We start from the raw sequence: 23,069 nt of genomic DNA, 5'->3' as shown, positions 1-23,069 counted from the left end.
CTGCGCCGTCACGGGCCGGTGCCCGCACCCAAGCCCAACTGGAGGACCTGCCCGCCACTCAGAGCCCCGGCGTACGCCTGGACCTCGTCCACATCTGCGTGCAGGTACTCGCCCCAGCCACCGTCGACCTTGCCCCGTCCGATCTGGAGGGCGCCGGTGCTGTGCCAGCCGTCCGGAAGACTCGCGGTCGCGTCGGCGGTGGTGTAGCCGTCGAGGTACAGCCGGATCGTGTCGGTCCCGTCGTCGTAGACCACGGTCAGCTGGTGGCCCTGGCCCTCGCCGCCGTCCGCGCCCGCGAGCCGGGCCACCACCTTCTCGGGTGCTCCGGGCTCGTCCCTCACGGGCATCACGAGCTGCCAGGCGTGGTCGGAGGGCTGGTACCGCACCTTGAAGGCATCGGTGTGCTCACCGGCCTGCGAGAGCACGGTCATCGGGTGGGAGGGCGCGGAGTCGGTCAGGCGCACGACGACTCCGAGACTGAAGCTGTCCCCGGTGTCCACGATCGGCCCGTCGGCGGCGGCGTAACCGGTCTCGCCGTCCAGGCTCAGGTGTCCGTCGCCGACCAGCGCCGGCGGCACGTACGGGCAGTCGGGGTCCACCTCGGGGAGGCAGGAGCCGTCGGAGGCGCGGTAGACGGTCGCGCCGCCACCGATCCGCAGCGGCGCACCTCCGGAGCCCTCAGGGCTCGCGCTGTCCGTCGCGTTCTCCAGCGACCAGTGACCGAGCAGTTTCGGCTTGCGCTGCGCCAGTTCGGTCACCTCGTCCGGCACCACGACCCGGTCGTGGACCCGGACGTCGCCGACCTCGCCGTGCCACCGGTCGCGGTAGCCGGCGGTGCCCCGGGCGCGGCCGATCTGGAAGGCACCGGACGCCTCGGTGGGCGTCGCGTCCGCCGCGGTGCCGACCTCGTGGCCGTTGACGTAGAGCCGCGCCTTGCCGGTCTCCGCGTCGTACAGGCCCAGTACGTGAGCCCATTCACCGGTCTCGGGCGCTCCGCCCGTGATCCGGGTGCCGCCGATCGCGAAGGACCAGGCGGGGCCGGAGTCCTCGGCCCGGAGGCCGAGGGTGAAGCCCGGCTTCCCGGCCGCGTCCTGGCTGGCGACCGTCATCGTGCGGCCGGTCTCGGCGGGGCGCGCCCAGGCGCTCACGGCGAAGGACTTGCGGAGGTCGGTGGCCGGGGCGTCCGGGGTGAGGAAGCCGTGGCCGGTGCCGTCGAGGCTCACGGTGGCGGTTGCCTCCGTGCCCGAGGGGGCCGGGCCGCCGAAGGTCACGCCGGTGCCCGCGCGGGCCGCGGTGCCCGTCTCTGCCGCGGCGGAGCGGGAGCCGGCCGGGTCGTCGAGCTTCCAGTGACCGACAGCTGCACGCCCTGACTTCACACGGATCCAGTACGTGGTCGTGGTGCTGACACGGCTGGACCGGTCGATCGCCTGGACGGTGAGGTAGTCCGTGCCACTCCTCACAGGCAGGAAGCGGATGGTGGCGGGGCCGCCCATCTCGTCCGGACGCGCGATCGCGTACGGCTCGCCGATGAAGTTGTAGCGATACCCGACCACGTCCGGGGAGGGGGAGTCCAGGGTGAACGAGCCGTAGACACCGACGCCGTCCTGGATCTGTTCCTCCGGATAGTCCGACGAGGTGACGACCGGCCGCTCCGGACTCACGTCGTCGCGGACGAACGAGCAGACCGAGCCGTCGCCCGCGTCGCTCCACGCCGAGGTCGCCTTTCCGTCGTCGGCGCGGACGTGCCACGAGACGACGGTGTTCGCCGGGATGTCGGTCGGCATGGGCCAGCTTCGCTGTCCCCCGGACATGCCTTCGGCGGTGGTGAACGCACGGCGCTGCTCGACACCGGCCGAGTCCGTCCACCAAGCCTCGAAGGTCCCCTTGACCCGGTTGGCCTCTGCGGGCAGGTCGTCCTCCTCCGGGTCGTACAACACCGCGCTGAGCGTGGGCGCCGCGTCGACGTACACCGTGTCGTCCCCCGTCGCGCAGGCCTTCCCGCCCGTCTGGAGATCCTTCACCAGCGGCTGCTTCGGCGGCAGGTTGTCCACCGCGTTCGCCGTGCCCGCGGCGCCCGCCAGCAGCGCCGTCGCGCAACCCGCCACCAGCAGCCGTCTGCGTCTGCCGGTCCTTCGGAATGTGTTCAAGTGGCCCTCCCCTGTTCGTGCTTGCCGCCCGTGGATCACACGGGCGGCAAGAAGCTAACAGGGGCCACTGACAGCACTGAAAGGGTTTTCTGTCACTCCAGTACCGGCAGCAGCTCCGGCAGGTGGCCGTCCGAGGCCGCCGCCGTCCGCTGCCGTTCCTCCGGGACCTCGCCGTAGGTCGTCGTGCGGGGCCTGGCCGGGCGGCCCGCTGCCTCGGCGACCGCGATCAGGTCCTTGACCGACTTGTAGGAGCCGTAACTGGAGCCCGCCATGCGGGAGATGGTCTCCTCCATGAGGGTGCCGCCGAGGTCGTTCGCGCCGGAGCGGAGCATCTCGGCCGCGCCCTCGGTGCCCAGCTTGACCCAGCTCGTCTGGATGTTGGGGATGTGCGGGTGCAGCAGGAGGCGGGCCATCGCCATGACCGCGCGGTTGTCGCGGGTCGTCGGACCGGGGCGGGCGATGCCGGCCAGGTAGACGGGGGCGTTGGTGTGGATGAAGGGGAGGGTCACGAACTCCGTGAAGCCGCCGGTCTGCTGTTGGATGCGGGAGAGCGTGCGGAAGTGGCCGAGCCAGTGCCGGGGCTGGTCGACATGGCCGTACATCATCGTGGAGGACGAGCGGATGCCGAGTTCGTGGGCCGTGGTGACGACCTCGATCCAGGTCGCCGCGGGCAGCTTGCCCTTCGTCAGGACCCAGCGCACCTCGTCGTCGAGGATCTCGGCGGCGGTGCCGGGGATGGTGTCGAGGCCGGCTTCCTTGGCGGCGGTCAGCCACTCGCGGATGGACAGGCCGGTGCGGGTCGCGCCGTTCACCACCTCCATGGGGGAGAAGGCGTGCACGTGCATGCCGGGGACCCGCTCCTTGACCGCCTTCGCGATGTCGAAGTAGGCGGTGCCGGGCAGGTCCGGGTGGATGCCGCCCTGCATGCACACCTCGACCGCGCCCACGTCCCACGCCTGGGCGGCGCGGTCCGCGACCTGGTCCAGGGAGAGCGTGTACGCGTCGGCGTCGGTGCGGCGCTGGGCGAACGCGCAGAAGCGGCAGCCGGTGTAACAGACGTTGGTGAAGTTGATGTTGCGGGTGACGATGTAGGTGACGTCGTCGCCGACCGCGGCCCGGCGCACGTCGTCCGCGATCCGGCAGAGGGCGTCCAGGGCCGGGCCGTCGGCGTGCAGCAGGGCGAGCGCCTCGTCGTCGGTCAGCTTCGTCGGGTCGTCGGCCGCCGTGGCCAGTGCCGAGCGGACGTCGGTGTCGATGCGGGACGGCACCATGCCGGGGGCGGCCGCCTCCCGCAGGGCCTCCCAGTCGCCGTACACCGCGTCGAAGTCGTCGCGGCGGTCGCCGGTGCGGCCCTCGGTGTCGATGGTGTGGTGCAGGTCGGTGCGCCCCGAGGACGTGAAGGCCTCCTCGGGCTCCTGCCAGGGGTGGCCCTCGACGACCGCGTCCGGGAGCGCGAGGCCCGTCTCCGGGTCGGCGAGCGCGCGGACGTGCGGCAGCAGGCGCGGGTCCAGCCAGGGCTCGCCGCGCTGCACGAACTCGGGGTAGACGCAGAGGCGTTCGCGCAGCTCGAAGCCCGCCTCGGACGACTGCTCGCGCAGCAGCTCGATCTGCGGCCAGGGGCGTTCGGGGTTGACGTGGTCGATGGTGAGCGGCGAGACCCCGCCCCAGTCGTCGATGCCGGCGCCGATCAGCCGTCCGTACTCGCTGTCGACGAGGTTGGGCGGCGCCTGGAGGCAGGCGGCCGGGCCCATGATGTGCCGGGCGACGGCGACGGTGGCGATCAGTTCGTCGAGTTCCGCGTCCGGCATCCCACGCATCGCGGTGTCCGGCTTGGCGCGGAAGTTCTGGATGATCAGTTCCTGGATGCCGTGGTAGGCGCGGGAGATCCGGCGCAGCGCGAACAGGGAGTCGGCGCGCTCCTCGTACGTCTCGCCGATGCCGATGAGCAGTCCGCTGGTGAAGGGGACGGAGGAGCGGCCGGCGTCCTCCAGGACCCGCAGCCGGACGGCGGGCTCCTTGTCCGGGGAGCCGTGGTGGGGGCCGCCGGGCTCGGACCACAGCCGGGTCGCGGTGGTCTCCAGCATCATGCCCATCGACGGCGCGACGGGCTTCAGCCGCTGGAAGTCGGTCCACGACATGACACCCGGGTTGAGGTGCGGCAGCAGGCCGGTCTCCTCCAGGATGCGGATGGAGATGGCCCGTACGTACGCGATCGTGTCGTCGTAGCCGTGCGCGTCCAGCCACTCGCGGGCCTCGGGCCAGCGGTCCTCGGGCTTGTCGCCGAGGGTGATCAGGGCTTCCTTGCAGCCGAGTTCGGCGCCCCGGCGGGCGATGTCGAGGACCTCGTCGGGGGACATGAACATCCCGTGGCCGGCCCGGCGCAGTTTGCCGGGGACGGTGACGAAGGTGCAGTAGTGGCACTTGTCCCGGCACAGCCGGGTGAGCGGGATGAAGACGCTCTTGGAGTAGGTGATGACACCGGGGCGGCCGGCCGCGTCGAGGCCCGCGTCCCGTACCCGGGCGGCGGAGGCCGTCAGGTCGTCGAGGTCCGTGCCGCGGGCCTGGAGCAGCACCGCGGCCTCGGTCACGTCGAGCGCGACGCCGTCCCTTGCGCGCTTGAGCGCACGCCGCATGGAGTTCGCCGTCGGCCCGGATCCGGGAGTCGCGCCCGTCGCGGAGGTCGTCATCCTTCGAGCATACGATCGCGTTGATCAGGCGTTACAGGGCATGGCCGATTCCGTGCGCGCCGCGTCGCGTTACGGAGGGGCACCGGTGCCGCTCACCTTCCCGTGCCCCGGTGTTCACGGCCGGACAGCAGTCTTGCCGGTGCCGGCCCCCTGCCCGAACATGTCATGTCACTGCCACGCCGATCCCGGGAGCAGCCCATGTGCGACGACGACCACGGAAACGGTGTGCCACGGCGTGCCCTGTTCGTGACGGGAGCGGCCGCGGCCCTTACGTTGGGAAGCGTGACCTTCGCGAGCGGCGCCGACGCGGCCGGCGGACCCGGCACCCCGGCCTCCGGCACGGAGACCCGGACGGTGCGCGGCACCCTGCCCACGGGTTCGCCGGACTTCGTGTACCTGCCGGTCGAAGTCCCGCGCGGGGTGCGGGAGATCAAGGTCGCCTACACCTACGAGAAGCCGTCGGTGCCGGCCGGCACCGCGGGCAACGCCCTGGACATCGGCATCTTCGACGAGCGCGGCACCGACCTCGGCGGCCGGGGCTTCCGCGGCTGGTCGGGCGGCGCGCGCTCCGAGTTCTTCCTGCGCGGCGACGACGCGACCCCCGGCTACCTCCCCGGCCCCGTCCGGTCCGGCACCTGGCACATCGCGCTCGGCCCGTACACGGTGGCACCGCAGGGGCTCCCGTACGAGGTCACGGTCACCCTGACGTACGGGGAGCAGGCCGTGACGCCGAAGCCGGTGTACCCGCCCGCCCGCGCCCGGGGCCGCGGCCGCGCCTGGTACCGCGGCGACTGCCATCTGCACTCCTGGTACTCCGACGGCCGCCGCACCCCGGCGGAGATCGCCGCGCTGGCGCGCGCCGCGGGCCTGGACTTCATCAACTCCTCGGACCACAACACCCATTCCTCGCACCCGCACTGGGCGGACCAGGCCGGTGACGACCTGCTGATCCTGCTCGGCGAGGAGATCACCACCCGCAACGGCCACGTGCTGGCCCTCGGCACGGACCCGGGCACCTTCGTCGACTGGCGCTACCGGGCCCGCGACAACCGCTTCGGGAAGTTCGCCCGCCGTGTCCGGGAGGCGGGCGGACTCGTGGTGCCGGCCCATCCGCACGCCACCTGCATCGGCTGCGGCTGGAAGTTCGGCTTCGGCGAGGCGGACGCGGTCGAGGTGTGGAACGGCCCGTACACCCCCGACGACGAGATCGCCCTCGCCGACTGGGACAACATGCTCGTCGCCGCCGTCCGGAGCGGCGGCGGTCACGACGGCCGCGGGTGGCTCCCGGCGATGGGCAACAGCGACGCGCACCGCGACCCCGACCAGGTCGGCACCCCGCAGACGGTCGTGCTCGCCGACGACCTGACCCGCGAGGCCGTCCAGGCGGGCCTGCGCGCGGGCCGCTCCTACGTCGCCGAGTCGCAGCTGGTCTCCCTCGCGTTCACCGCGTCCGGCGCCCGGGGCGAGCACGCGGGGATCGGGGAGCGGCTGAAGGTCGCCCCGGACACCCCGGTCACCGTCCGCGTGGAGGCCGCCGGCGCCCCGCGCTGCACGGTCCGCCTGGTCACCGACGAGGGTCTGCTGTTCACCTCCGACCCGCTGCCGGTGTCCGGGGCGGGCACGGTGGAGTGGCGCACGACGGCTGCCTACGCGGCGTACGTACGCGCGGAACTGCGCCACGAGGCGGCGGCGGGGCCGCTGCCGGGCGCGCTGGCGGCGTTCACGAACCCGATCTTCCTGGGAGACGCCCGGTAACCGGCTTCCCCTCGGCGGCCGGTCCGACGGTGCCGTCCGCCGACGGCCGACGGGCTCCTCCGGTACGGCGGCGGGTGCCGTCGCACCGGGGCGCCGACGCCACCCGCCGACGACCGGGGGCCGAGCCTCTCGCCTCACCCCGGCCAGACGATCGCCTGGGTCTCGCTGTACGCGTGCAGGGCGTAGGACCCCACGTCCCGGCCGACGCCGCTCTTCTTGAAGCCGCCGAACGGGGCCTCCATGTTGCGGCCGACGGTGTTGACGCCGACGCCGCCCGCGCGCAGCCGGCGGGCCACCCGGAAGGCGCGGGCGACGTCGCCGGACCAGACGTAGTCGATCAGGCCGTAGTCCGAGTCGTTGGCGAGGGCGACCGCCTCGTCCTCGTCGTCGAAGGGCAGGACCACGACGACCGGCCCGAAGATCTCCTCGCGGACCACCCGCATGTCGGGGGTGCAGTCGGCGAGCAGGGTCGGGGCGACGTAGAACCCGGTGTCCAGGGGCGGCCGTTCGCCGCCCGCGACCACCCGGGCACCCTCCTTGCGGCCGAGTTCGATGTGGGCCTCGACCCGGTCGCGGTGGGCCGCCGAGATGACCGGGCCGACCACCGTGCCCTTCTCCCGAGGATCACCCACCTTCAAGTGACCCGCGTAGGCCGCGAGTTGCTGAACGAGGAGGTCGTGCACGCCGCGCTGGACCAGGACCCGGGTCGGCGCGGTGCAGATCTGTCCGCTGTAGAAGGAGAAGGTCGTGCCGATGCCGGCGACGGCCGAGGCCAGGTCGGCGTCGTCGAACACGACGGCGGCGCCCTTGCCGCCCAGCTCCATCAGCTGGCGCTTCATGCCGCGCCCGCACACCTCGGCGATCCGCTGTCCGACGGCGGTGGAGCCGGTGAAACTGACCATGTCGACGTCCGCGGAGTCGACCGCGGCCTCGCCCGACTCCGGCGTGGAGCCGCTCACCACGTTCACCACGCCCGGCGGCACCCCCGCCGCCTCCAGCGCCTCGGCCATCCGGAACACCGACAGCGGGTCCTGCGGCGCCGGTTTCACCACCACGGTGTTGCCCATCGCGAGCGCGGGGGCGATCTTGCCGGCCGGGTTGGCCCACGGGTTGTTGTACGAGGTGATGCAGGTGACCACGCCGACGGGCTGACGCACCGCGAGCGCGCCCATGACGGCGGCCGCACCGAACGGGCCCGCCTCGTTGATCTGCGGCGGCAGCGGCTGCTCGACCGGTTCGGGCCGCGCGTAGCGCCGGAACCTGGCCGCCCCGACCCCCACCTGCATCCCGCGCGCCGTGCCCGTGGTGGCGCCGCTCTCGGCCTGCGCGAGGTCGGCGTACGGGACCAGGTGGCGCCCGATGTGGTCCGCCGCGCGGGCGAGGACGGCGCCCCGTTCCTCCGCGGGGGTGCGCGACCACGCCCCGAACGCCTCGCGGGCCGCCGCCGCCGCCGCGTGCACCTGGGCCCGGGAGGCCTCGGGGGCGAGCCCGACGACCCGCTCGGTCGCCGGGTCGGTCACCTCGTAGAACCCGTTCTCCGGTGCCACCCAGGAGCCGCCGATGAACAGGCGCTGCTCCCCGTGCCCTCCCCCGGCGCCCGTCACCGGGTGCTCACCGTGCGGGTGTCGCGGCCCGAGCGCAGCACCGTCCCCGGCACGGCGCCGGTCACCACGTCGTCCCGGATCGACTCGACGCCGTTGACCCACACGGCCCGTACGCCGATCGCCCGGGAGTCGAGCCGGGGGCTGTCGCCCGGCAGGTCGTGCACGAGGGTGGCCTTGCCGGCGTCGATGCGCTCCGGGTCGAACAGCACCAGGTCGGCGTGGAAGCCGACCTCGACGCGTCCGCGCTCCCGCAGCCCGAACAGCCGTGCCGGGTCGTCCGTGAGCATCTTCACCGCCTGCTCCAGGGAGGCGAGCCTGCGGCCGCGCAGACAGTCGCCGAGGAAGCGGGTGGTGTACGGGGCCCCGCACATCCGGTCGAGATGGGCGCCGGCGTCGGACCCGCCGAGCAGGACGTCGGGGTGCTGCCAGGTCTCGGCGCGCAGCGCCCAGGAGTCGGGGTCGTTGTCGGTCGGCATCGGCCACAGGACCGTGCGCAGCTCGTCGGCCGCGCAGATCTCCACCAGGCAGGCGAAGGGCTCCTGGCCGCGTTCGGCCGCGATGTCGCGGACCACCCGCCCGGTCAGGCCCTCGTTGGCGGCGCTGTAGGTGTCGCCGATGACGTAGCGGCCGAAGTCGGCGAGCCGTCGGAAGACGCCCGCCTCCTTGCTGTTCGCGCGCCGCAGCATCTCGGCGCGGACCTCCGGTTCGCGGAGCCGCTCGATCCGCTCGGGGACGGGCAGTCCGAGGACCGGTCCCCAGCCGGGGATCAGGTTCAGCGCGCAGAAGGTGCCGAGCGACATGTTCATCGGGGTGAGGATCGGCATGGTGAGCGCGACGACCCGGCCGCCGGACTTGCGGGCGCGTTCGCTCGCCTCCAGCTGGCGCGGTACGCGTTCGGGGACGGCGGCGTCGATGGTCAGGACGTTCCAGTTCAGCGGCCGGCCCGCCGTGGCGCTCATCTCCGCGAACAGGTCGATCTCGGCGTCGCTGAACTGGTCGAGGCAGCCGGCCACGATCGCCTCGATCTGCGTGCCCTCGTGCTCCCCCACCGCCCGGGCGAGGGCGAGGAGTTCCTCGGGGCCCGCGTGCCGGGAGGCGACCGGGCGGCCGTCGCCGTCGGAGTGCGTGGAGGACTGGGTGGTGGACAGGCCCCAGGCGCCGGCGTCCATGGCCTGGTGGAACAGGGCGAGCATGGCGTCGAGTTGTTCCACCGTCGGCCGGCCGCCCACCGCGTCGGCGCCCATCACGTACCGGCGCAGCGCGCAGTGCCCCACCATGAAGCCGGCGTTGACGGCGATCCGCCCCTCCAGGGCGTCGAGGTACTCGCCGAAGCTGTGCCAGGTCCAGGGGGCGCCCTCCTCCAGGGCGACGAGGGACATGCCCTCGACCTTGGACATCATGCGGCGGGTGTAGTCGGCGTCCTCGGGGCGGTCGGGGTGCAGCGGGGCGAGGGTGAACCCGCAGTTGCCGCCCGCGACCGTGGTGACCCCGTGGTTGAGGGACGGGGTGGCGTACGGGTCCCAGAAGAGCTGGGCGTCGTAGTGCGTGTGCGGGTCGACGAAGCCGGGGGCGAGGACGAGCCCGCGCGCGTCCTCGCTGGTCCGGGACGGCTCGGTGACCGAGCCGATCACGGCGATGCGGCCGTCCCGGATCCCGACGTCCGCGGTGTGGGCGGGCGCGCCCGTACCGTCCACGACGGTCGCGCCCTTGATCAGGTGGTCGAGCATCGCGGAAGTACCCCCTAGACGGCCTGGCGGAACCGGGTCGTGCGGTGCACCGGGTCCGTGTCGATCTTCGGAATGACGTGTTCGCCGATCAGCCGGATCGTCTGGAGGGTCTCCTCCTTGGGGACGCCGACGGGCAGTCCGAAGCTGAGCTGGTCGGCGCCGGCCTGCTCCCAGCGCTTGCACTGGCTGAGCACCTCGCCGGGGTCGCCACAGATCAACAGCTCCTCCTGGATGAGGAGTTCGACGAACTCCGCGTTGTACTCCGGGAGGGTCTCCGGCCAGACGGGGAAGCCCTCGGGGCGCGGGAAGGTGTCGTGGTAGCGGAAGACGAGGGAGGGCAGGTAGTGCAGTCCGCCGGCGACGGCGATGCGGATCGCCTCGTCGTGGGTGGGGGCGCAGATCGCGGTGGTGGTCACCATCACGTTGTCGTTGACGAAGTCGCCGATGGGTTCGGCGTTCACGACGGCGGTCTTGTACTGCTCCAGGACCCACTCCATGTCGGAGACCTTCTGCACGCTGAAGCCCAGCACGCCGAGCCCCTTGCGGGCGGCCATGGAGTACGAGGGCGGCGACCCGGCGGCGTACCACATCGCGGGGTGCGACTTCCCGTACGGCTTCGGCAGGATCTTGCGCGGCGGGAGCTGCCAGTGCTTGCCCTGGAAGCCGACGTACTCGTCCTGGAGCCACATCTTGGGGAACTCCCCGATGGTCTCCTCCCAGATCTCCTTCGTGTAGTTCATGTCGGTGATGCCGGGGAGGAAGCCGAGGATCTCGTGCGATCCCGCGCCGCGCCCGGACCCGAACTCGAAGCGGTTGCCGGTGAGATGGTCGAGCATGGCGACCTTCTCGGCCACCTTCACCGGGTGGTTGACCTGGGCGAGCGGGTTGAAGATGCCCGAGCCCAGGTGGATGCGGTCCGTGGCGTGCGCCAGATAGCCGAGGTAGACGTCGTTGGCCGAGAGGTGCGAGTACTCCTCCAGGAAGTGGTGCTCGGAGGCCCAGGCGTACTTGAAGCCGGACTTGTCCGCCTGGATGACGTACTCGGTCTCCTCCATCAGCGCCTTGTGCTCCGCGAGCGGATCGGTCTCGGCCCGCTTGCCCACGTATCCCTGTACAAAGAGCCCGAATTCCAAGGAGGTTCACCGTCCCCATCCCGTTATCTGACGAACCGTCAGATCGTGTGAGCCGACTGTTCCACCGCACGCATGGACCGTCAAGAGCTGATACGGCGTCAGAGAACGCTGACGCCCGCGAGCCAGCCGCCGTCGACCACGAACGGCTGCCCGGTGATGTACGAGGAGTCCTCCCCCGTCAGGAACAGGGCGAGCCGTGCCACGTCCTCGGGCCGGCCGATCCGGCCGAGCGGCACGAGCTTGCTGTAGAAGGCGTCCAGCGCCTGCGAGGCCTCCGCACCGTCCGAGCCGGGCGAGAGCTGCGCCGGGTTGCTCATGGCCGTGTCGACGGCGCCCGGGCAGACCGCGTTGACGCGGATCCCCTTCTCGGCGAGTTCGAGCGCCGCCACCCGCGTGAGGCCCACGATGGCGTGCTTGGTCGCCGCGTACGCGCCCACGTACGCCATGCCCGTGAGCCCCGTGAACGACGCCGTGTTCACGATCGTGCCGCCGCCCGCCTCGGTGATCTCGGGCGCGAGGGTCTTGATCCCGAGGAACACGCCGATCTGGTTGACCTGCACGATCCGCACGAACTCGTCGAGGGGGGTGTCGACGAGCGCGTTGAAGCGCAGGATGCCGGCGTTGTTGACCAGTCCGTCGATCCGTCCGTACGCGGCCTTCGCCGAGCGCACCGCCTCCGCCCAGTCGGCCTCCTGGCTCACGTCCAGATGGACGTAGTGCGCGCCGATCTCCTTCGCCAGCGCCTCCCCCTGCTCGTCGAGCACGTCCGCGACGACGACGCGCGCGCCCTCCGCCACGAAGAGCCGCGCCTCCTGTTCGCCCTGCCCGCGCGCCGCGCCGGTGATGACGACGACCCGCCCGTCCAGCTTGCCCATGACCGACTCCCTAGGTGAGGTGGGGTGCGACGTCCGAGCCGAACGCCGCCATCTGATTGAGTAGTTCGGCGCGGTCCCGGCTGCGGAACCGCACCTGGATCTGGTGCACGCCCATCGCGCCGTACGCGCGCAGCGACTCGGCGAGCGCCTCGGGCGCGCCGTGCAGCGTGCGCCGCCCGACCTCCCAGCCGGGCTCGCCGACGTAGAGCGGTTCGGTGATGGCGCCGACCGTGAGGGGTTCCTCGACACCCGCCCCCTCGCGCAGTTCCCGCAGCCGGGCGATCTGGCCGGGCAGCCTGTCGCGCGGATCGCCCTGCGGCAGCCAGCCGTCGCCGCGCAGCGCGGCCCGGCGGACGGCGGCGGGCGAGGAGCCGCCCACCCACACGGGCACCCGCTCCTGGGCGGGCCGGGGGCGCTGGCCGAGTCCCTCGAAGTCGTACGTCTTGCCGTGGTGGACGGGGAACTCGTCCGGCCCGAGCGCGGCGCGCAGCGCGTCGATCGTCTCGTCGAGGACGGCTCCCCGGTGGGTGAAGTCCGCTCCGACCGCGGTGAACTCCTCCTCCACGTGGCCGGCCCCGACCCCGAGGACGAGCCGGCCGCCGGACAGGTGGTCGAGGGTCGCGTACTGCTTGGCGGTCACCAGCGGATGCCGGAGCCCGACGATGGCGACATGGCTGAGCAGCAGGACCCGTTCGGTCACCGCCGCGAGGTGGGCGAGGGTGGCGACCGGGTCGTACCAGACGGTGCTCATGGCGTCGGCGAGCCGGTGTGGGATGGCGACGTGGTCGCAGGCCGCGACGTAGGCGAAGCCGGCGCGGTCGGCGGCGCGGGCGATGTCGACGAGGTCCGCGGGTCCGGCGTCCGCCTCCCACGCCTCCGCGTACATGGTGCTCTGCGACTGGACCGGGAGCTGCATCCCGTACGCCAGCCGCCCTTCGGGCAGTACCTGCATGGGCCCGCACCCCTTATCTGACGGACCGTCATGTGACGGCTGCCGCCATCGTCGTAGCTGACGGTTCGTCAGACAAGGGGTCGGCGGGCACCGGCCCGCCGCCGGGGTGCCTCAGCCGGCCCAGAGCCCTTCGGGGGTGAGCCCGAGGAGGTCGATCGCGTTGCGCCGTACGATCCGGTCGACCACGTCGGCGTCCAGGTGGCCCATCTGGGCCTCGCCGATCTCCCGGGACTTCGGCCAGGTCGAGTCGGAGTGCGGGTAGTCGGTCTCGTAGAGGACGTTGCCGACGCCGATCGCGTCGAGGTTCTTCAGCCCGAAGGCGTCGTCGAAGAAGCAGCCGTAGACGTGCTCGGTGAACAGTTCGGACGGCGGCCGGTGGACCTTGTCCGCGACACCGCCCCAGCCGCGGTTCTCCTCCCACACGACGTCGGCGCGTTCGAGGATGTAGGGGATCCAGCCGATCTGCCCCTCGGCGTACATCACCTTCAGGTTCGGGAAGCGCTCGAACTTGCCGCTCATCAGCCAGTCGACCATCGAGAAGCAGCAGTTGGCGAAGGTGATCGTGGAGCCGACGGCGGGCGGCGCGTCGGCCGAGGTCGACGGCATCCTGCTGCTGGACCCGATGTGCATGGCGATGACGGTGCCGGTCTCGTCGCAGGCGGCGAGGAAGGGGTCCCAGTCGTCGGTGTGCACGGAGGGCAGTCCGAGGTGGGGCGGGATCTCGGAGAAGGCGACCGCCCGGACACCGCGCGCCGCGTTGCGCCGCACCTCCTCCGCCGCGAGCCGGGCGTCCCAGAGCGGGACGAGCGTCAGGGGTATCAGCCGCCCCCGGGCCTTAGGCCCGCACCACTCCTCCACCATCCAGTCGTTGTACGCCTTCACGCCGAGCAGCCCCAGCTCACGGTCGCCCGCCTCGGTGAACGTCTGGCCGCAGAAACGGGGAAAGGTGGGGAAACACAGGGCGGACTGGACGTGGTTGACGTCCATGTCGGCGAGCCGCTCGGGCACGTCGTACGAGCCGGGGCGCATCTGCTCGTAGGTGATGATCTCCAGCTTGATCTCGTCGCGGTCGTAGCCGACGGCCGTGTCGAGGCGGGTGAGGGGGCGGTGCAGGTCCTCGTAGACCCACCAGTCACCCACCGGGCCCTCGTCGCCCGGGGCGCCCATGACGGGCGCGAACTTCCCGCCCAGGAAGGTCATTTCCTTCAGGGGCGCCCGGACGATGCGCGGGCCGGTGTCCTGGTACTTCGCGGGCAGCCTGTCCCGCCAGACGTCGGGCGGTTCGACCGTGTGGTCGTCCACCGAGATGATCCTCGGAAAGGCGGTCCCGTCGTCCGCCGAAGGGCTCTGCGGGGATTCCGTGGTCTCCATACCGGCCACGGTAGCGCCGATCTGACGACCCGTCAGCTCCCTGTCGGGCCCGCTGTGGACGACCTCCGTCCGGCGGGTGATCGCGCGCGGAGCAGCGCGGATGACCGCGGGCGGGTGCGGAGGCCGTGTGAGGACCCTGTGGGGTAGCCGTGCCCCGCCCTGTGATCGCTGTCTCGCACGGCTGACGCATCCCCCGAGAACAAGGCAAACTGGCCTCGTTGTACTGACGTTCGGCAGGGGGACAGCGATGGACGGTGTGCCGCGGGTACCGGAGCAGCGGCGCCCGGGCTCGGAGGAGCCCGCCGCGTTGCGCTTCAGCGTGCTCGGACCGGTGCGCGCCTGGCTCGGCGCGGAGGCGTTGCCGGCGGGGTCCCCGCAGCAACGCGCGCTGCTGGCCGCGCTGCTGCTCCGCGACGGCCGCACGGCCACGGCCGCCGAACTGATCGACGCCCTGTGGGGCGACGAGCCGCCCTCCCAGGCCCTGGCCGCCGTCCGCACGTACGCCTCCCGGCTGCGCAAGGCGCTCGGCCCCGAGGTCCTGGTCAGCGAGTCCGGCGGCTACGCGATCCGCTCCCTCGGCGAGGGGGCGCTCGACCACACCCGCGCCCAGGAACTCGCCGGCCTCGCGGAGAAGGCGCGCGCCGAGGGCGACCTGCCCCGCGCCCGCGACCTGCTCCGGAACACCCTCGCCCTGTGGGACGGCGAACCCCTCGCGAGCATCCCCGGCCCCTACGCGGAGACCCAGCGGGCCCGGCTGGAGGAGTGGCGGCTGCAACTCCTCGAATCCCGGCTCGACATGGACCTGGAGCAGGGCGCTCACGCGGAGGCCGTCTCCGAACTCACCGCGCTGACCGCCGCGCACCCGCTGCGCGAGCGGCTGCGGGAACTGCTGATGCTGGCGCTGTACCGCTCCGGCCGGCAGGCCGAGGCCCTCGCCGTGTTCGCCGACACCCGGCGGCTGCTCGCCGACGAGCTCGGGGTGGACCCGCGGGCGGGCCTGCGGGAACTCCAGCAGCGCATCCTGCAGGCCGATCCCGGCCTCGCGGAACCCTCCGCACCGGCGGCCGAACCCGCCGCTGCTCCCGTGCGCCCCGCCCAGCTCCCGGCCACGGTGACCGACTTCACCGGGCGCGCCGCCTTCGTCCGGGAACTGAGCGACGTCCTCGCCGCCGCCTCCTCCGAGGAGGGCCGCGTGATGGCCGTCTCCGCGCTGGCGGGCATCGGCGGCGTCGGCAAGACGACCCTCGCCGTGCACGTGGCGCACCAGTCGCGCGGCGCCTTCCCCGACGGACAGCTGTACGTCGACCTCCAGGGCGCCGGATCGCGGGCCGCCGAACCCGAGGCGGTGCTCGGCGCCTTCCTGCGGGCCCTCGGCACCGCGGACACCGCCATCCCCGACTCGCTGGAGGAGCGCTCGGCGCTGTACCGCTCGGTCCTCGACGGCCGCCGCGTCCTCGTGCTGCTCGACAACGCCCGGGACGCCGCCCAGGTGCGCCCGCTGCTGCCCGGCACCGAGGGCTGCGCCGCCCTGGTCACCTCCCGGATGCGGATGGTGGACCTCGCGGGCGCCCATCTCGTCGACCTCGACGTGATGTCCCCCGAGGAGGCCCTGCAGCTCTTCACGAAGATCGTCGGCCGGGAGCGGGTGGCGTCCGAGCGGGAGGCTGCGCTCGACGTGGTCGCCGCGTGCGGGTTCCTGCCGCTGGCGATCCGCATCGCGGCGTCCCGGCTCGCCGCGCGGCGCACCTGGACGGTGTCGGTGCTCGCGGCGAAGCTCGGCGACGAGCGGCGCCGGCTGGACGAGCTCCAGGCCGGCGACCTCGCCGTCAAGGCCACCTTCGAACTCGGCTACGGCCAGCTGGAGCCCGCCCAGGCCCGTGCCTTCCGGCTGCTCGGTCTGGCCGACGGCCCCGACATCTCCCTCGCGGCCGCGGCGGCCGTGCTCGACCTCCCCGCCGAGGACACCGAGGATCTCCTGGAGTCCCTCGTCGACACCTCGCTCCTGGAGTCCGCCGCCCCCGGCCGCTACCGCTACCACGACCTCGTCCGCCTCTACGCCCGTTCCTGCGCGGAACGCGACGAACAGCCCCCGACGGAACGGGCGGCGGCCCTCTCCCGCCTGCTGGACTTCTACCTGGCCACGGCGGCGGGCGTGTACGCCCTCGAACGCCCGGGGGACCGGCTGGTGGACCATCTGGAGCCGACCCGGACGGAGGGCCTCGCCTTCGCCGACCGGAAGGCCTCCTGGGACTGGCTGTACTCGGAGGCGGTCCCCCTGCTCGCCTGCGTACGGCAGTCGGCCACCGGTCCGACGCTGCGCCGCGCCATCGACCTGCTGTGGGCGGCGGTGGACCTCGCCGAGTCCGGAGCCAACTCCAAGGAGTACGAGGCGGCAGCCGCGGCCCTGCGCGACGCCGCCCGCGGCGCTGCGGACACCCGCGCCGAAGGGCGCGCGGGCGTCGTCCTCAGTAACGCGCTCCTGTTCTCCGGGGTGTTCGACCAGGCGTACCGGGAGGCCCAGCAGGCACTCCGGCTCGCCGAGGCGTCCGACGACCCGCTGCCCTGCTGCTGGGCGGCGAACATCCTCGGCAGCATCGCCTTCTACCAGAAGCGCTATGCCGACGCGGAGGGCTACTTCAGCCGGGCCATCGAGGAGTTCCGCGGCTGCGGCGACCTCGCCGGGTCGGCGAGCCCGCTCTGCAATCTGTCGCGGCTGCACCTCGCGACGGGCCGGGCCGACAGCGCCGTCGTCCTCGCCGGCCAGGGCACCGAGATCTACGAGACCCTCGGCCACACCCTGCGCGTGGCCAACGGCCGCTACGCCCTCGGGATGGCCCTCGGCAAGAGCGGCCGGCATTCCGACGCCACGAGCGAGCTGGAGGAGGCGCTGCGGGTCTTCCGCGACAGCCGCCAGCGCCTGTGGGAGGGCATGGCCCTGTGCCGCCTCGCGGAGGTCGACCTCGACGCCCGCAAGCCGGCCCGCGCCGCGAGCAACGCGGAGATGGCACTGACCGTGCTGCGGGGCATCGGGGGTGAGTGGCGCCGGGGCAACGTCCTGACCGTCCTGGGCAAGTCGCTGAGCGGCATCGGCCAGTCCGGCCGGGCGCAGGTCTGCTGGCGCGAGGCCCTGGAGATCTACGAGAAGCTGGACTCCCCGGAGGCCGCGGAGGTCCGCACCCTGCTGACCCCGGTCGCCGCCGCGTAGAGCCTGACGGGAGCGCTCGCCGCAAGGAGCCGGACCGCAGCGGGCGTTCATCGTTCGTTTATCGCCACGCGGCAGTCTCTGTGTTGTCGATCCGTCGCGTCGGGGGGCAGACGGACCGCCGAAGTGGTCGCCGAACTCGCAGTCTAGGGTGGGCGATCCGAGTGGCCCGCCCGGCCGTCCTCGGGGGAATGGCCGGGCGGGCCCCGTAGTCCCAGGAAGAGCCACCAAAGGGGAGGCAGCACCATGAGCGAGACCGAGAAGCCGATCGCCGAGCCGGACAACACGCACGTCACCGGTGGTGAGGACGGCGAGGAGATCACCCCGCTGAACACCCACGTGACGAGCAGCCCGATCAAGCCGCTCGCCGCGTCGGACGGCGAGGCCAAGCCGGACAACACCCACGTGACGGACAACCCGGCCTAGAGCCGCACCACACGGGGACACCGGAGGCCGCGGCGGCCCGGAGGGGGAGCCGCCGCGGCCGACGTGTGCCGGGGGACGGCCTGTAGGGGGAACAACGGGGGGCCGTTCGTGTCCGGGAGCGGACCGGAGGGAGCAACGACGGGGGAACGACGGCGGCGGGTGTCCCGGGGGGGCGCCCGCCGCCGTCGGCGTGCGCCGTCGTGGACGGGTGCCGCTGTCGGCGTGCGCCACCGTGGGCCTGCGCCGCTGTCGGCATCTGCCGCCTTGGGCCTGTGCCGCCGTGGACGGGTGCCGCCGTGGACGGGTGCCGCTGTCGGCGTGCGCCGCCGTGGGCTGTGGCCGAAGCGGCGTCGGCCGCGGTCGGCCTGGGTCCCGGGGGCGGCGGCCCCACAGTGCCGCCGGCGCGTGCCTCACCGCCCCCGCAGCTCCCCCTTCACCACCTTCCCGCTCGCGTTGCGCGGGAGTTCGTGGACGAAGTCGACCGTGCGGGGGACCTTGTAATTGGCCATCTCGCGGCGGGACCAGGCGATCAGGTCGTCCGCGGTGAGGGTCGAGTGGGCGCGGCGGACGACGTAGGCGCGGCCGACCTCGCCGAGGCGGGTGTCCGGGGTGCCGACGACCGCGACGTCGGCGACGTCCGGGTGCAGGCCGAGGAGTTGCTCTATCTCGGCGGGATACGCGTTGAAGCCGCCGACGATGAACATGTCCTTGATCCGGTCGGTGATGCGGAGGTTCCCGGCGGCGTCCAGGACGCCCACGTCTCCGGTGCGCAGCCAGCCGTCCGGTGACACCACCTCCGCCGTCGCCGCCGCATCCTCGAAGTAGCCGCTCATCACGTTGAATCCGCGCACCAGCACCTCGCCGGGCGTGCCGGGCGGCGCGTCGGCGCCCGTGGTGTCCACCACCCGTACCTCGGTGTCCGGGACGGCCCGGCCCGAGGTCGTGGCGATCACCTCCGGCGGGTCCCCCCTGCGGCACATCGTGACGATGCCGCTCGCCTCGGAGAGGCCGTACGCCGTCAGGACCGTGGCCACCCCGAGTTCCGTGCGCAGGCGTTCCACCAGGCGCAACGGCACCACCGCCGCACCGGTGACGACCAGGCGCAGCGCGGAGAGGTCGTGGGCGTCCCGGGAGGGGTGGTCGAGCAGCGACTGGTGGAGCGTGGGCGGGCCGGGCAGGACGGAGACGCGTTCCGCCGCCACGTTCGCGAGGACCGTGTCCACGTCGAACACCGGCTGCGGGATCATCGTCGCCCCGCGCATCAGGCAGGCGATGATCCCGGCCTTGTAGCCGAAGGTGTGGAAGAACGGGTTCACGATCAGATAGCGGTCGCCCTCGCGCAGGCCGGCGAGGTCGCTCCAGATCTCGTAGCCGCGCAGGGTCTGCGCGTGGGTGATCAGGGCGCCCTTGGGACGGCCGGTGGTGCCCGAGGTGAAGACGATGTCCGAGGGGCTGGAGCCCGACACCGTGGCGGCCCTGCGGCGGACCGCGTCGCCGCCCACCCCCTCCCCCGCCGCGAGGAAGTCCTTCCAGGTGCGGAAGTCGGCGGGGGCGTCGTCCGCGAGGACCACGACCTGTTCCAGGTGCGGGAGCCCGGGCAGCGGGCCGGGACCGGGCCCCTCGCCGGCCGCCCGCCGCAGCGAGGCCACGTACGAGGTGCCGAGGAACGTGCCGGTGACGAACAGCAGCTTCGCCCGGCTCCGGTCCAGCACGTACGCCGCCTCCGCGCCCTTGAAGCGGGTGTTGAGCGGCACGAGGACCGCGCCCGCCGACACCGCGCCGAGGGCGGAGACGATCCAGTCGAGCGTGTTCGGGGCCCAGATGGCCACCCGGTCGCCGAGCCGGACACCGCTCGCCATGCAGGCCGCCGCCGCCCGCTCCACCCGGGCGCCCAGCTCCTCGTAGGAGACGCGGGTCCGGCCCTCGACGACCGCCTCGCGGCCGGCGAAGCGTGTGGCCGCCGACCGCACCAGCCCCGGGACGCTTCCCCACTCCAGGTCACCGCGCATCGCGCACCTCCCGCTGCAGCACCACTAGCTGACTGACCGTCAGATTAGCTGTAGCCTGACGGCCTGTCAGCAGCCGGGACCGGTCGCGGAGGTGCACCCATGCCAGGGATCAAGGACGCCACAGCAGTCGTCGGCATCGGCCAGACCCCCTTCGCCAAGCAACTCCCCGACTCCGAGAAGACCCTGGCCTGCCGGGCGATCCTCGCCGCGCTCGACGACGCCGGCATCGCGCCCGCCGAGGTCGACGGCCTCGCCTCGTACACCATGGAGGAGACCGACGAGGTGGAGGTCGCCAAGGCCGTCGGGTTCGGCGACCTCAGTTTCTTCAGCAAGGTGGGGTACGGCGGCGGCGGTTCGTGCGCCACCGTCGCGCATCTCGCCGGTGCGATAGCCGCCGGCCAGGCGACGGTGGGGGTGGCCTGGCGGTCGCGGAAGCGGGGTTCGGGACCCCGGCCGTGGAAGAACACCGCCGTGCAGCTCCCCACCCCGGCCCAGTGGACGCGGCCCTTCGGACTGCTGCGGCCCGCCGACGAGATCGGCATGCTCGCCCGCCGCTATCTGCACGAGTTCGGCGCGACCCGCGACCACCTGTTCAACGTGGCACTGGCCTGCCGCAACCGCGCCAACCAGAACCCGGCCGCGATGATGTACGAGCGCCCGCTGACCCGCGAGATGTACATGACCTCCCGCTGGATCAGCGAGCCCCTCTGCCTCTTCGACAACTGCCTGGAGACGGACGGCGCGCTGGCCTGCGTGATCGTCTCCGCCGAACGCGCCCGCGACTGCCGACAGCGGCCCGTGTACGTCCACTCCGCCGCCCAGGGCCTGCCCGCCCAGCACCACGGCATGGTCAACTACTGGAACGACGACCCGCTCACCGGCCCCGCCTGGGCCGCCGCCCGACACCTCTGGAAACACGCCGACTTCACCCCGGACGACGTGGACGTCGCGCAGATCTACGACGCGTTCACCCCGCTCATCCCCCTGTCCCTGGAGGGCTACGGCTTCTGCGGCCGGGGCGAGGGCGCGGCCTTCACGGAGGGCGGCGCGCTGGAGATCGGCGGCCGGCTGCCCCTGAACACCGGGGGCGGCGGGCTCAGCGAGGCCTACGTGCACGGCTTCAACCTCATCAACGAGGGCGTGAAGCAGTTGCGCGGCACGAGCACGGCGCAGGTGCCGGGTGCGGCGACCTGTCTGGTCACGGCGGGGGAAGGGGTCCCCACCTCCGCTCTTCTGCTGAGGAGTTGAGATGGACGAGTCCCTGCTCTCCCCCGTCCTCGACGACGACGGCGCGCCCTTCTGGGAGTACGCCGCGCAGGGCGAACTGCGGGTCCAGGGCTGCGCCGGCTGCGGCGAGCTGCGCTTCCCGCCCCGGCCCTGCTGCCCGCACTGCCACTCCTTCGCGAGCGCGTGGCGCAGGATGACCGGGCGGGGCAGGATCTGGTCGTACGTCGTCCCGCATCCGCCGCTCCTGCCCGCCTACGCGGAGCTGCCCGGCTACAACGCGATCGTGGTGGAACTGGCCGACGCGCCACGGATCCGGCTGGTCGGGAACCTGGTGAGCGGTCCGGACGCGGCCCTCAACTCCGTCTCCCCGGACCGGATCCGCATCGGGGCCCGGGTGCAGGTGGTGTTCACCGAGGTGAACGGCGTGACCGTGCCGCGCTGGGTCCTGGAGCGGGCGTGAGCGCGGACGGGACCACCGACGCCGGGGGCCCCGGGGGCGGCGAAGGCGGCCGGGGTCTCGCGGTCGCCGTCGACGAGGACACCGGCGTTGCCGTCCTCACCCTCGACCGGCCGCACCGGCTGAACGCCGTCGACCTGGCCACGGCCGCCGAACTGGCGGACACCTGGCGGGCGTTCCGGTTCGACGACACCGTGCGGGCGGTCGTCGTCACGGGCGCCGGGCAGCGCGCCTTCTGCACCGGCATCGACCGGGACGCGCAGGTGCCGCAGCCCTCCTCGCCGTACATGGTGGACGACCCGCTCGCCACGATCGGCCCGAAGGCCAACGACCTGTGGAAGCCGGTGATCGCCGCCGTGCACGGGATGGCGTGCGGCGGCGCCTTCTACCTGCTCGGCGAGGCGGAGTTCGTGGTCGCCGACGAGACGGCGTCCTTCTTCGACCCGCACACGACGTACGGCATGGTCAGCGCGTACGAGTCGGTCTACCTCGCCCAGCGCATGCCGTTCGGGGAGGTGGCCCGGATGGCGCTGATGGGGACCGCCGAACGCATCTCCGCCCGGCGCGCGTACGAGGTCGGTCTGGTCTCCGAACTCACGCCCCCGGGAGGCGCGGTGGCGGCGGCCGTGGCGTGCGCGGCCGTCATCGCGTCCTATCCGGCCGACGCCGTCCAGGGCACCGTGCGGGCGCTCTGGCAGGCGCAGGAGGCGACCCGGGCGGCAGCCCTCGCGCACGCCCCGCAGTTCGTCTCGCTCGGCAACCTGCCGGGCGCCCGTCAGGCGGAGCTGTTCGCGGGGCGACGCCCGGGCGGATTCCGGACGCGGTGAGCCGCGTCGAGGGTCAGTACCGGTCGACAGTGGCGCGTCGATCGACGTCGCAGTGGTCGAGCCGGTCCAAAGCCCCTGTACCGGCGGCGGCCACCCGGAGGGTCGCCTTGCCGTTCGCGGGCACCGACACCTGGTCGGTGCTGTCGGCCATGGTGAAGCCGGTGTCGTCCTTGTAACCGACCTTCACGGTGAAGAGAGCCTCGCGGCCGTTCGGATTCCTGACCTCGACGGTCGTGAACGGGTCGTCCGTGCTCGCGCACCGCTTGAGCACCGCGGTGCCGTCCTTCAGCGGCCGGGAGGTGCCGGACGAGGTCGCGGTGGGAGTGGAACGGTGGGTGGGCCGCGACCGGTACGTGCCGCCCGTGCCGCCGCTGGTGCTGGTCCCGGAGCCGTACGTGTCGTCGGACGAGCCGCCGTACGGGTCGCTGGACGAACCACCGTACGGGTCGCTGCTGGACGAGCCGCCGCCGTACGAACCGCCGCCCGACGTCGATGTCGACGACGAACTGTCGTGGTCCTGACGGGAACTGCTGCACCCGCCGCCGCTGCTGTGATGACTGCGGCTCCCGTGACGGCCTGTCGAAAAGCCGGTCAGAGCCAGCACGACCATCACCGACACCGCTGTGAACCTGAGTGTGCGCCCCCGCGTGTACATGACGTCACCCTACCC

At 72.8% G+C, this 23,069-nt stretch carries 16 protein-coding genes; 6 read left to right on the top strand and 10 right to left on the bottom strand.

Going from position 1 to position 23,069, the window contains the following annotated elements:
• Window positions 1–8 precede the first annotated feature (8 nt).
• Window positions 9–2,108 (bottom strand): LamG domain-containing protein, encoded by a 2,100-nt coding sequence (locus tag OG406_RS22945; protein ID WP_329190930.1) that lies wholly within the window; start codon window positions 2,106–2,108, stop codon window positions 9–11.
• A 131-nt stretch (window positions 2,109–2,239) separates the two neighbouring features.
• Window positions 2,240–4,834 (bottom strand): bifunctional FO biosynthesis protein CofGH, encoded by a 2,595-nt coding sequence (locus OG406_RS22940; RefSeq protein ID WP_164371725.1) that lies wholly within the window; start codon window positions 4,832–4,834, stop codon window positions 2,240–2,242.
• 198 nt (window positions 4,835–5,032) lie between these two features.
• Here OG406_RS22940 and OG406_RS22935 point away from each other — a divergent pair, with 198 nt between their 5' ends.
• Window positions 5,033–6,589: a CehA/McbA family metallohydrolase gene (locus OG406_RS22935; RefSeq protein WP_267051091.1), complete on the top strand. Its 1,557-nt coding sequence runs from the start codon at window positions 5,033–5,035 to the stop codon at window positions 6,587–6,589.
• A 134-nt stretch (window positions 6,590–6,723) separates the two neighbouring features.
• On the opposite strand, the gene OG406_RS22930 is transcribed toward OG406_RS22935, so the two are convergent.
• The 6 genes from OG406_RS22930 to OG406_RS22905 form a co-directional block, all read right to left on the bottom strand.
• Complete coding sequence (locus OG406_RS22930; protein WP_329187501.1) at window positions 6,724–8,193, bottom strand: aldehyde dehydrogenase family protein; 1,470 nt, start codon at window positions 8,191–8,193, stop codon at window positions 6,724–6,726.
• Window positions 8,190–9,920, bottom strand: a complete 1,731-nt coding sequence (locus OG406_RS22925; protein WP_329187499.1) for an N-acyl-D-amino-acid deacylase family protein — start codon at window positions 9,918–9,920, stop codon at window positions 8,190–8,192. The genes OG406_RS22930 and OG406_RS22925 overlap by 4 nt, the downstream gene beginning before the upstream one ends.
• 14 nt (window positions 9,921–9,934) lie before the next feature.
• Window positions 9,935–11,053: an LLM class flavin-dependent oxidoreductase gene (locus OG406_RS22920; protein ID WP_081217827.1), complete on the bottom strand. Its 1,119-nt coding sequence runs from the start codon at window positions 11,051–11,053 to the stop codon at window positions 9,935–9,937.
• 98 nt (window positions 11,054–11,151) lie between these two features.
• On the bottom strand, window positions 11,152–11,928 hold the full coding sequence (locus OG406_RS22915; protein ID WP_267051094.1) for an SDR family NAD(P)-dependent oxidoreductase: 777 nt from the start codon (window positions 11,926–11,928) through the stop codon (window positions 11,152–11,154).
• A gap of 10 nt (window positions 11,929–11,938) precedes the next feature.
• A complete protein-coding gene (locus OG406_RS22910) occupies window positions 11,939–12,880 on the bottom strand; it encodes a TIGR03619 family F420-dependent LLM class oxidoreductase (RefSeq protein WP_329187497.1) in 942 nt (313 codons plus the stop codon).
• Window positions 12,881–12,991: 111 nt separating this feature from the next.
• Window positions 12,992–14,251, bottom strand: coding sequence for an amidohydrolase family protein (locus OG406_RS22905; protein WP_329187495.1), 1,260 nt, complete (start codon window positions 14,249–14,251; stop codon window positions 12,992–12,994).
• A gap of 247 nt (window positions 14,252–14,498) precedes the next feature.
• Between OG406_RS22905 and OG406_RS22900 the strand changes: the two genes are divergently transcribed.
• Window positions 14,499–17,456, top strand: coding sequence for an AfsR/SARP family transcriptional regulator (locus tag OG406_RS22900; protein ID WP_267051096.1), 2,958 nt, complete (start codon window positions 14,499–14,501; stop codon window positions 17,454–17,456).
• Window positions 17,457–17,699: 243 nt separating this feature from the next.
• Window positions 17,700–17,879 (top strand): hypothetical protein, encoded by a 180-nt coding sequence (locus OG406_RS22895; protein ID WP_081217831.1) that lies wholly within the window; start codon window positions 17,700–17,702, stop codon window positions 17,877–17,879.
• 410 nt (window positions 17,880–18,289) lie between these two features.
• Here the strand turns inward: OG406_RS22895 and OG406_RS22890 are convergent, their stop codons facing one another.
• Window positions 18,290–19,888: a FadD3 family acyl-CoA ligase gene (locus OG406_RS22890; RefSeq protein ID WP_267051097.1), complete on the bottom strand. Its 1,599-nt coding sequence runs from the start codon at window positions 19,886–19,888 to the stop codon at window positions 18,290–18,292.
• 99 nt (window positions 19,889–19,987) lie between these two features.
• On the opposite strand from OG406_RS22890, the gene OG406_RS22885 reads away from it, so the two are divergent.
• The 3 genes from OG406_RS22885 to OG406_RS22875 are packed head-to-tail and all read left to right on the top strand — an operon-like array spanning window position 19,988 to window position 22,399.
• Window positions 19,988–21,136: a lipid-transfer protein gene (locus OG406_RS22885; RefSeq protein ID WP_266614551.1), complete on the top strand. Its 1,149-nt coding sequence runs from the start codon at window positions 19,988–19,990 to the stop codon at window positions 21,134–21,136.
• Between the two features lies 1 nt (window position 21,137).
• The gene (locus tag OG406_RS22880; RefSeq protein WP_164371735.1) at window positions 21,138–21,575 is read left to right on the top strand and encodes a Zn-ribbon domain-containing OB-fold protein; all 438 of its coding nucleotides are present in this window, start codon (window positions 21,138–21,140) and stop codon (window positions 21,573–21,575) included.
• On the top strand, window positions 21,572–22,399 hold the full coding sequence (locus tag OG406_RS22875; protein ID WP_329187490.1) for an enoyl-CoA hydratase/isomerase family protein: 828 nt from the start codon (window positions 21,572–21,574) through the stop codon (window positions 22,397–22,399). Before OG406_RS22880 ends, OG406_RS22875 begins: the two co-directional genes overlap by 4 nt.
• Before the next feature lie 13 nt (window positions 22,400–22,412).
• Here the strand turns inward: OG406_RS22875 and OG406_RS22870 are convergent, their stop codons facing one another.
• Entirely contained in the window at window positions 22,413–23,054 is a 642-nt protein-coding gene (locus OG406_RS22870) for a hypothetical protein (protein ID WP_164371737.1), read from the bottom strand.
• Between the last annotated feature and the right edge of the window lie 15 nt (window positions 23,055–23,069).

This window comes from Streptomyces sp. NBC_01428 (assembly GCF_036231965.1).
GTDB lineage: Bacteria > Actinomycetota > Actinomycetes > Streptomycetales > Streptomycetaceae > Streptomyces.
The sequence above is the reverse complement of the archived record's forward strand: the minus strand, read 5'-3'. Positions and strand labels throughout refer to the sequence as shown.

Excerpts from the sequence above, each read along its gene's own strand:
- OG406_RS22940 (WP_164371725.1), bottom strand. The coding sequence starts at position 4,834 with ATGACGACCTCCGCGACGGGCGCGACTCCCGGATCCGGGCCGACGGCG.
- OG406_RS22870 (WP_164371737.1), bottom strand. The coding sequence starts at position 23,054 with ATGTACACGCGGGGGCGCACACTCAGGTTCACAGCGGTGTCGGTGATG.
- OG406_RS22900 (WP_267051096.1), top strand. The coding sequence starts at position 14,499 with ATGGACGGTGTGCCGCGGGTACCGGAGCAGCGGCGCCCGGGCTCGGAG.
- OG406_RS22915 (WP_267051094.1), bottom strand. The coding sequence starts at position 11,928 with ATGGGCAAGCTGGACGGGCGGGTCGTCGTCATCACCGGCGCGGCGCGC.
- OG406_RS22925 (WP_329187499.1), bottom strand. The coding sequence starts at position 9,920 with ATGCTCGACCACCTGATCAAGGGCGCGACCGTCGTGGACGGTACGGGC.
- OG406_RS22890 (WP_267051097.1), bottom strand. The coding sequence starts at position 19,888 with ATGCGCGGTGACCTGGAGTGGGGAAGCGTCCCGGGGCTGGTGCGGTCG.
- OG406_RS22935 (WP_267051091.1), top strand. The coding sequence starts at position 5,033 with ATGTGCGACGACGACCACGGAAACGGTGTGCCACGGCGTGCCCTGTTC.
- OG406_RS22905 (WP_329187495.1), bottom strand. The coding sequence starts at position 14,251 with ATGGAGACCACGGAATCCCCGCAGAGCCCTTCGGCGGACGACGGGACC.
- OG406_RS22910 (WP_329187497.1), bottom strand. The coding sequence starts at position 12,880 with ATGCAGGTACTGCCCGAAGGGCGGCTGGCGTACGGGATGCAGCTCCCG.
- OG406_RS22895 (WP_081217831.1), top strand. The coding sequence starts at position 17,700 with ATGAGCGAGACCGAGAAGCCGATCGCCGAGCCGGACAACACGCACGTC.
- OG406_RS22880 (WP_164371735.1), top strand. The coding sequence starts at position 21,138 with ATGGACGAGTCCCTGCTCTCCCCCGTCCTCGACGACGACGGCGCGCCC.
- OG406_RS22885 (WP_266614551.1), top strand. The coding sequence starts at position 19,988 with ATGCCAGGGATCAAGGACGCCACAGCAGTCGTCGGCATCGGCCAGACC.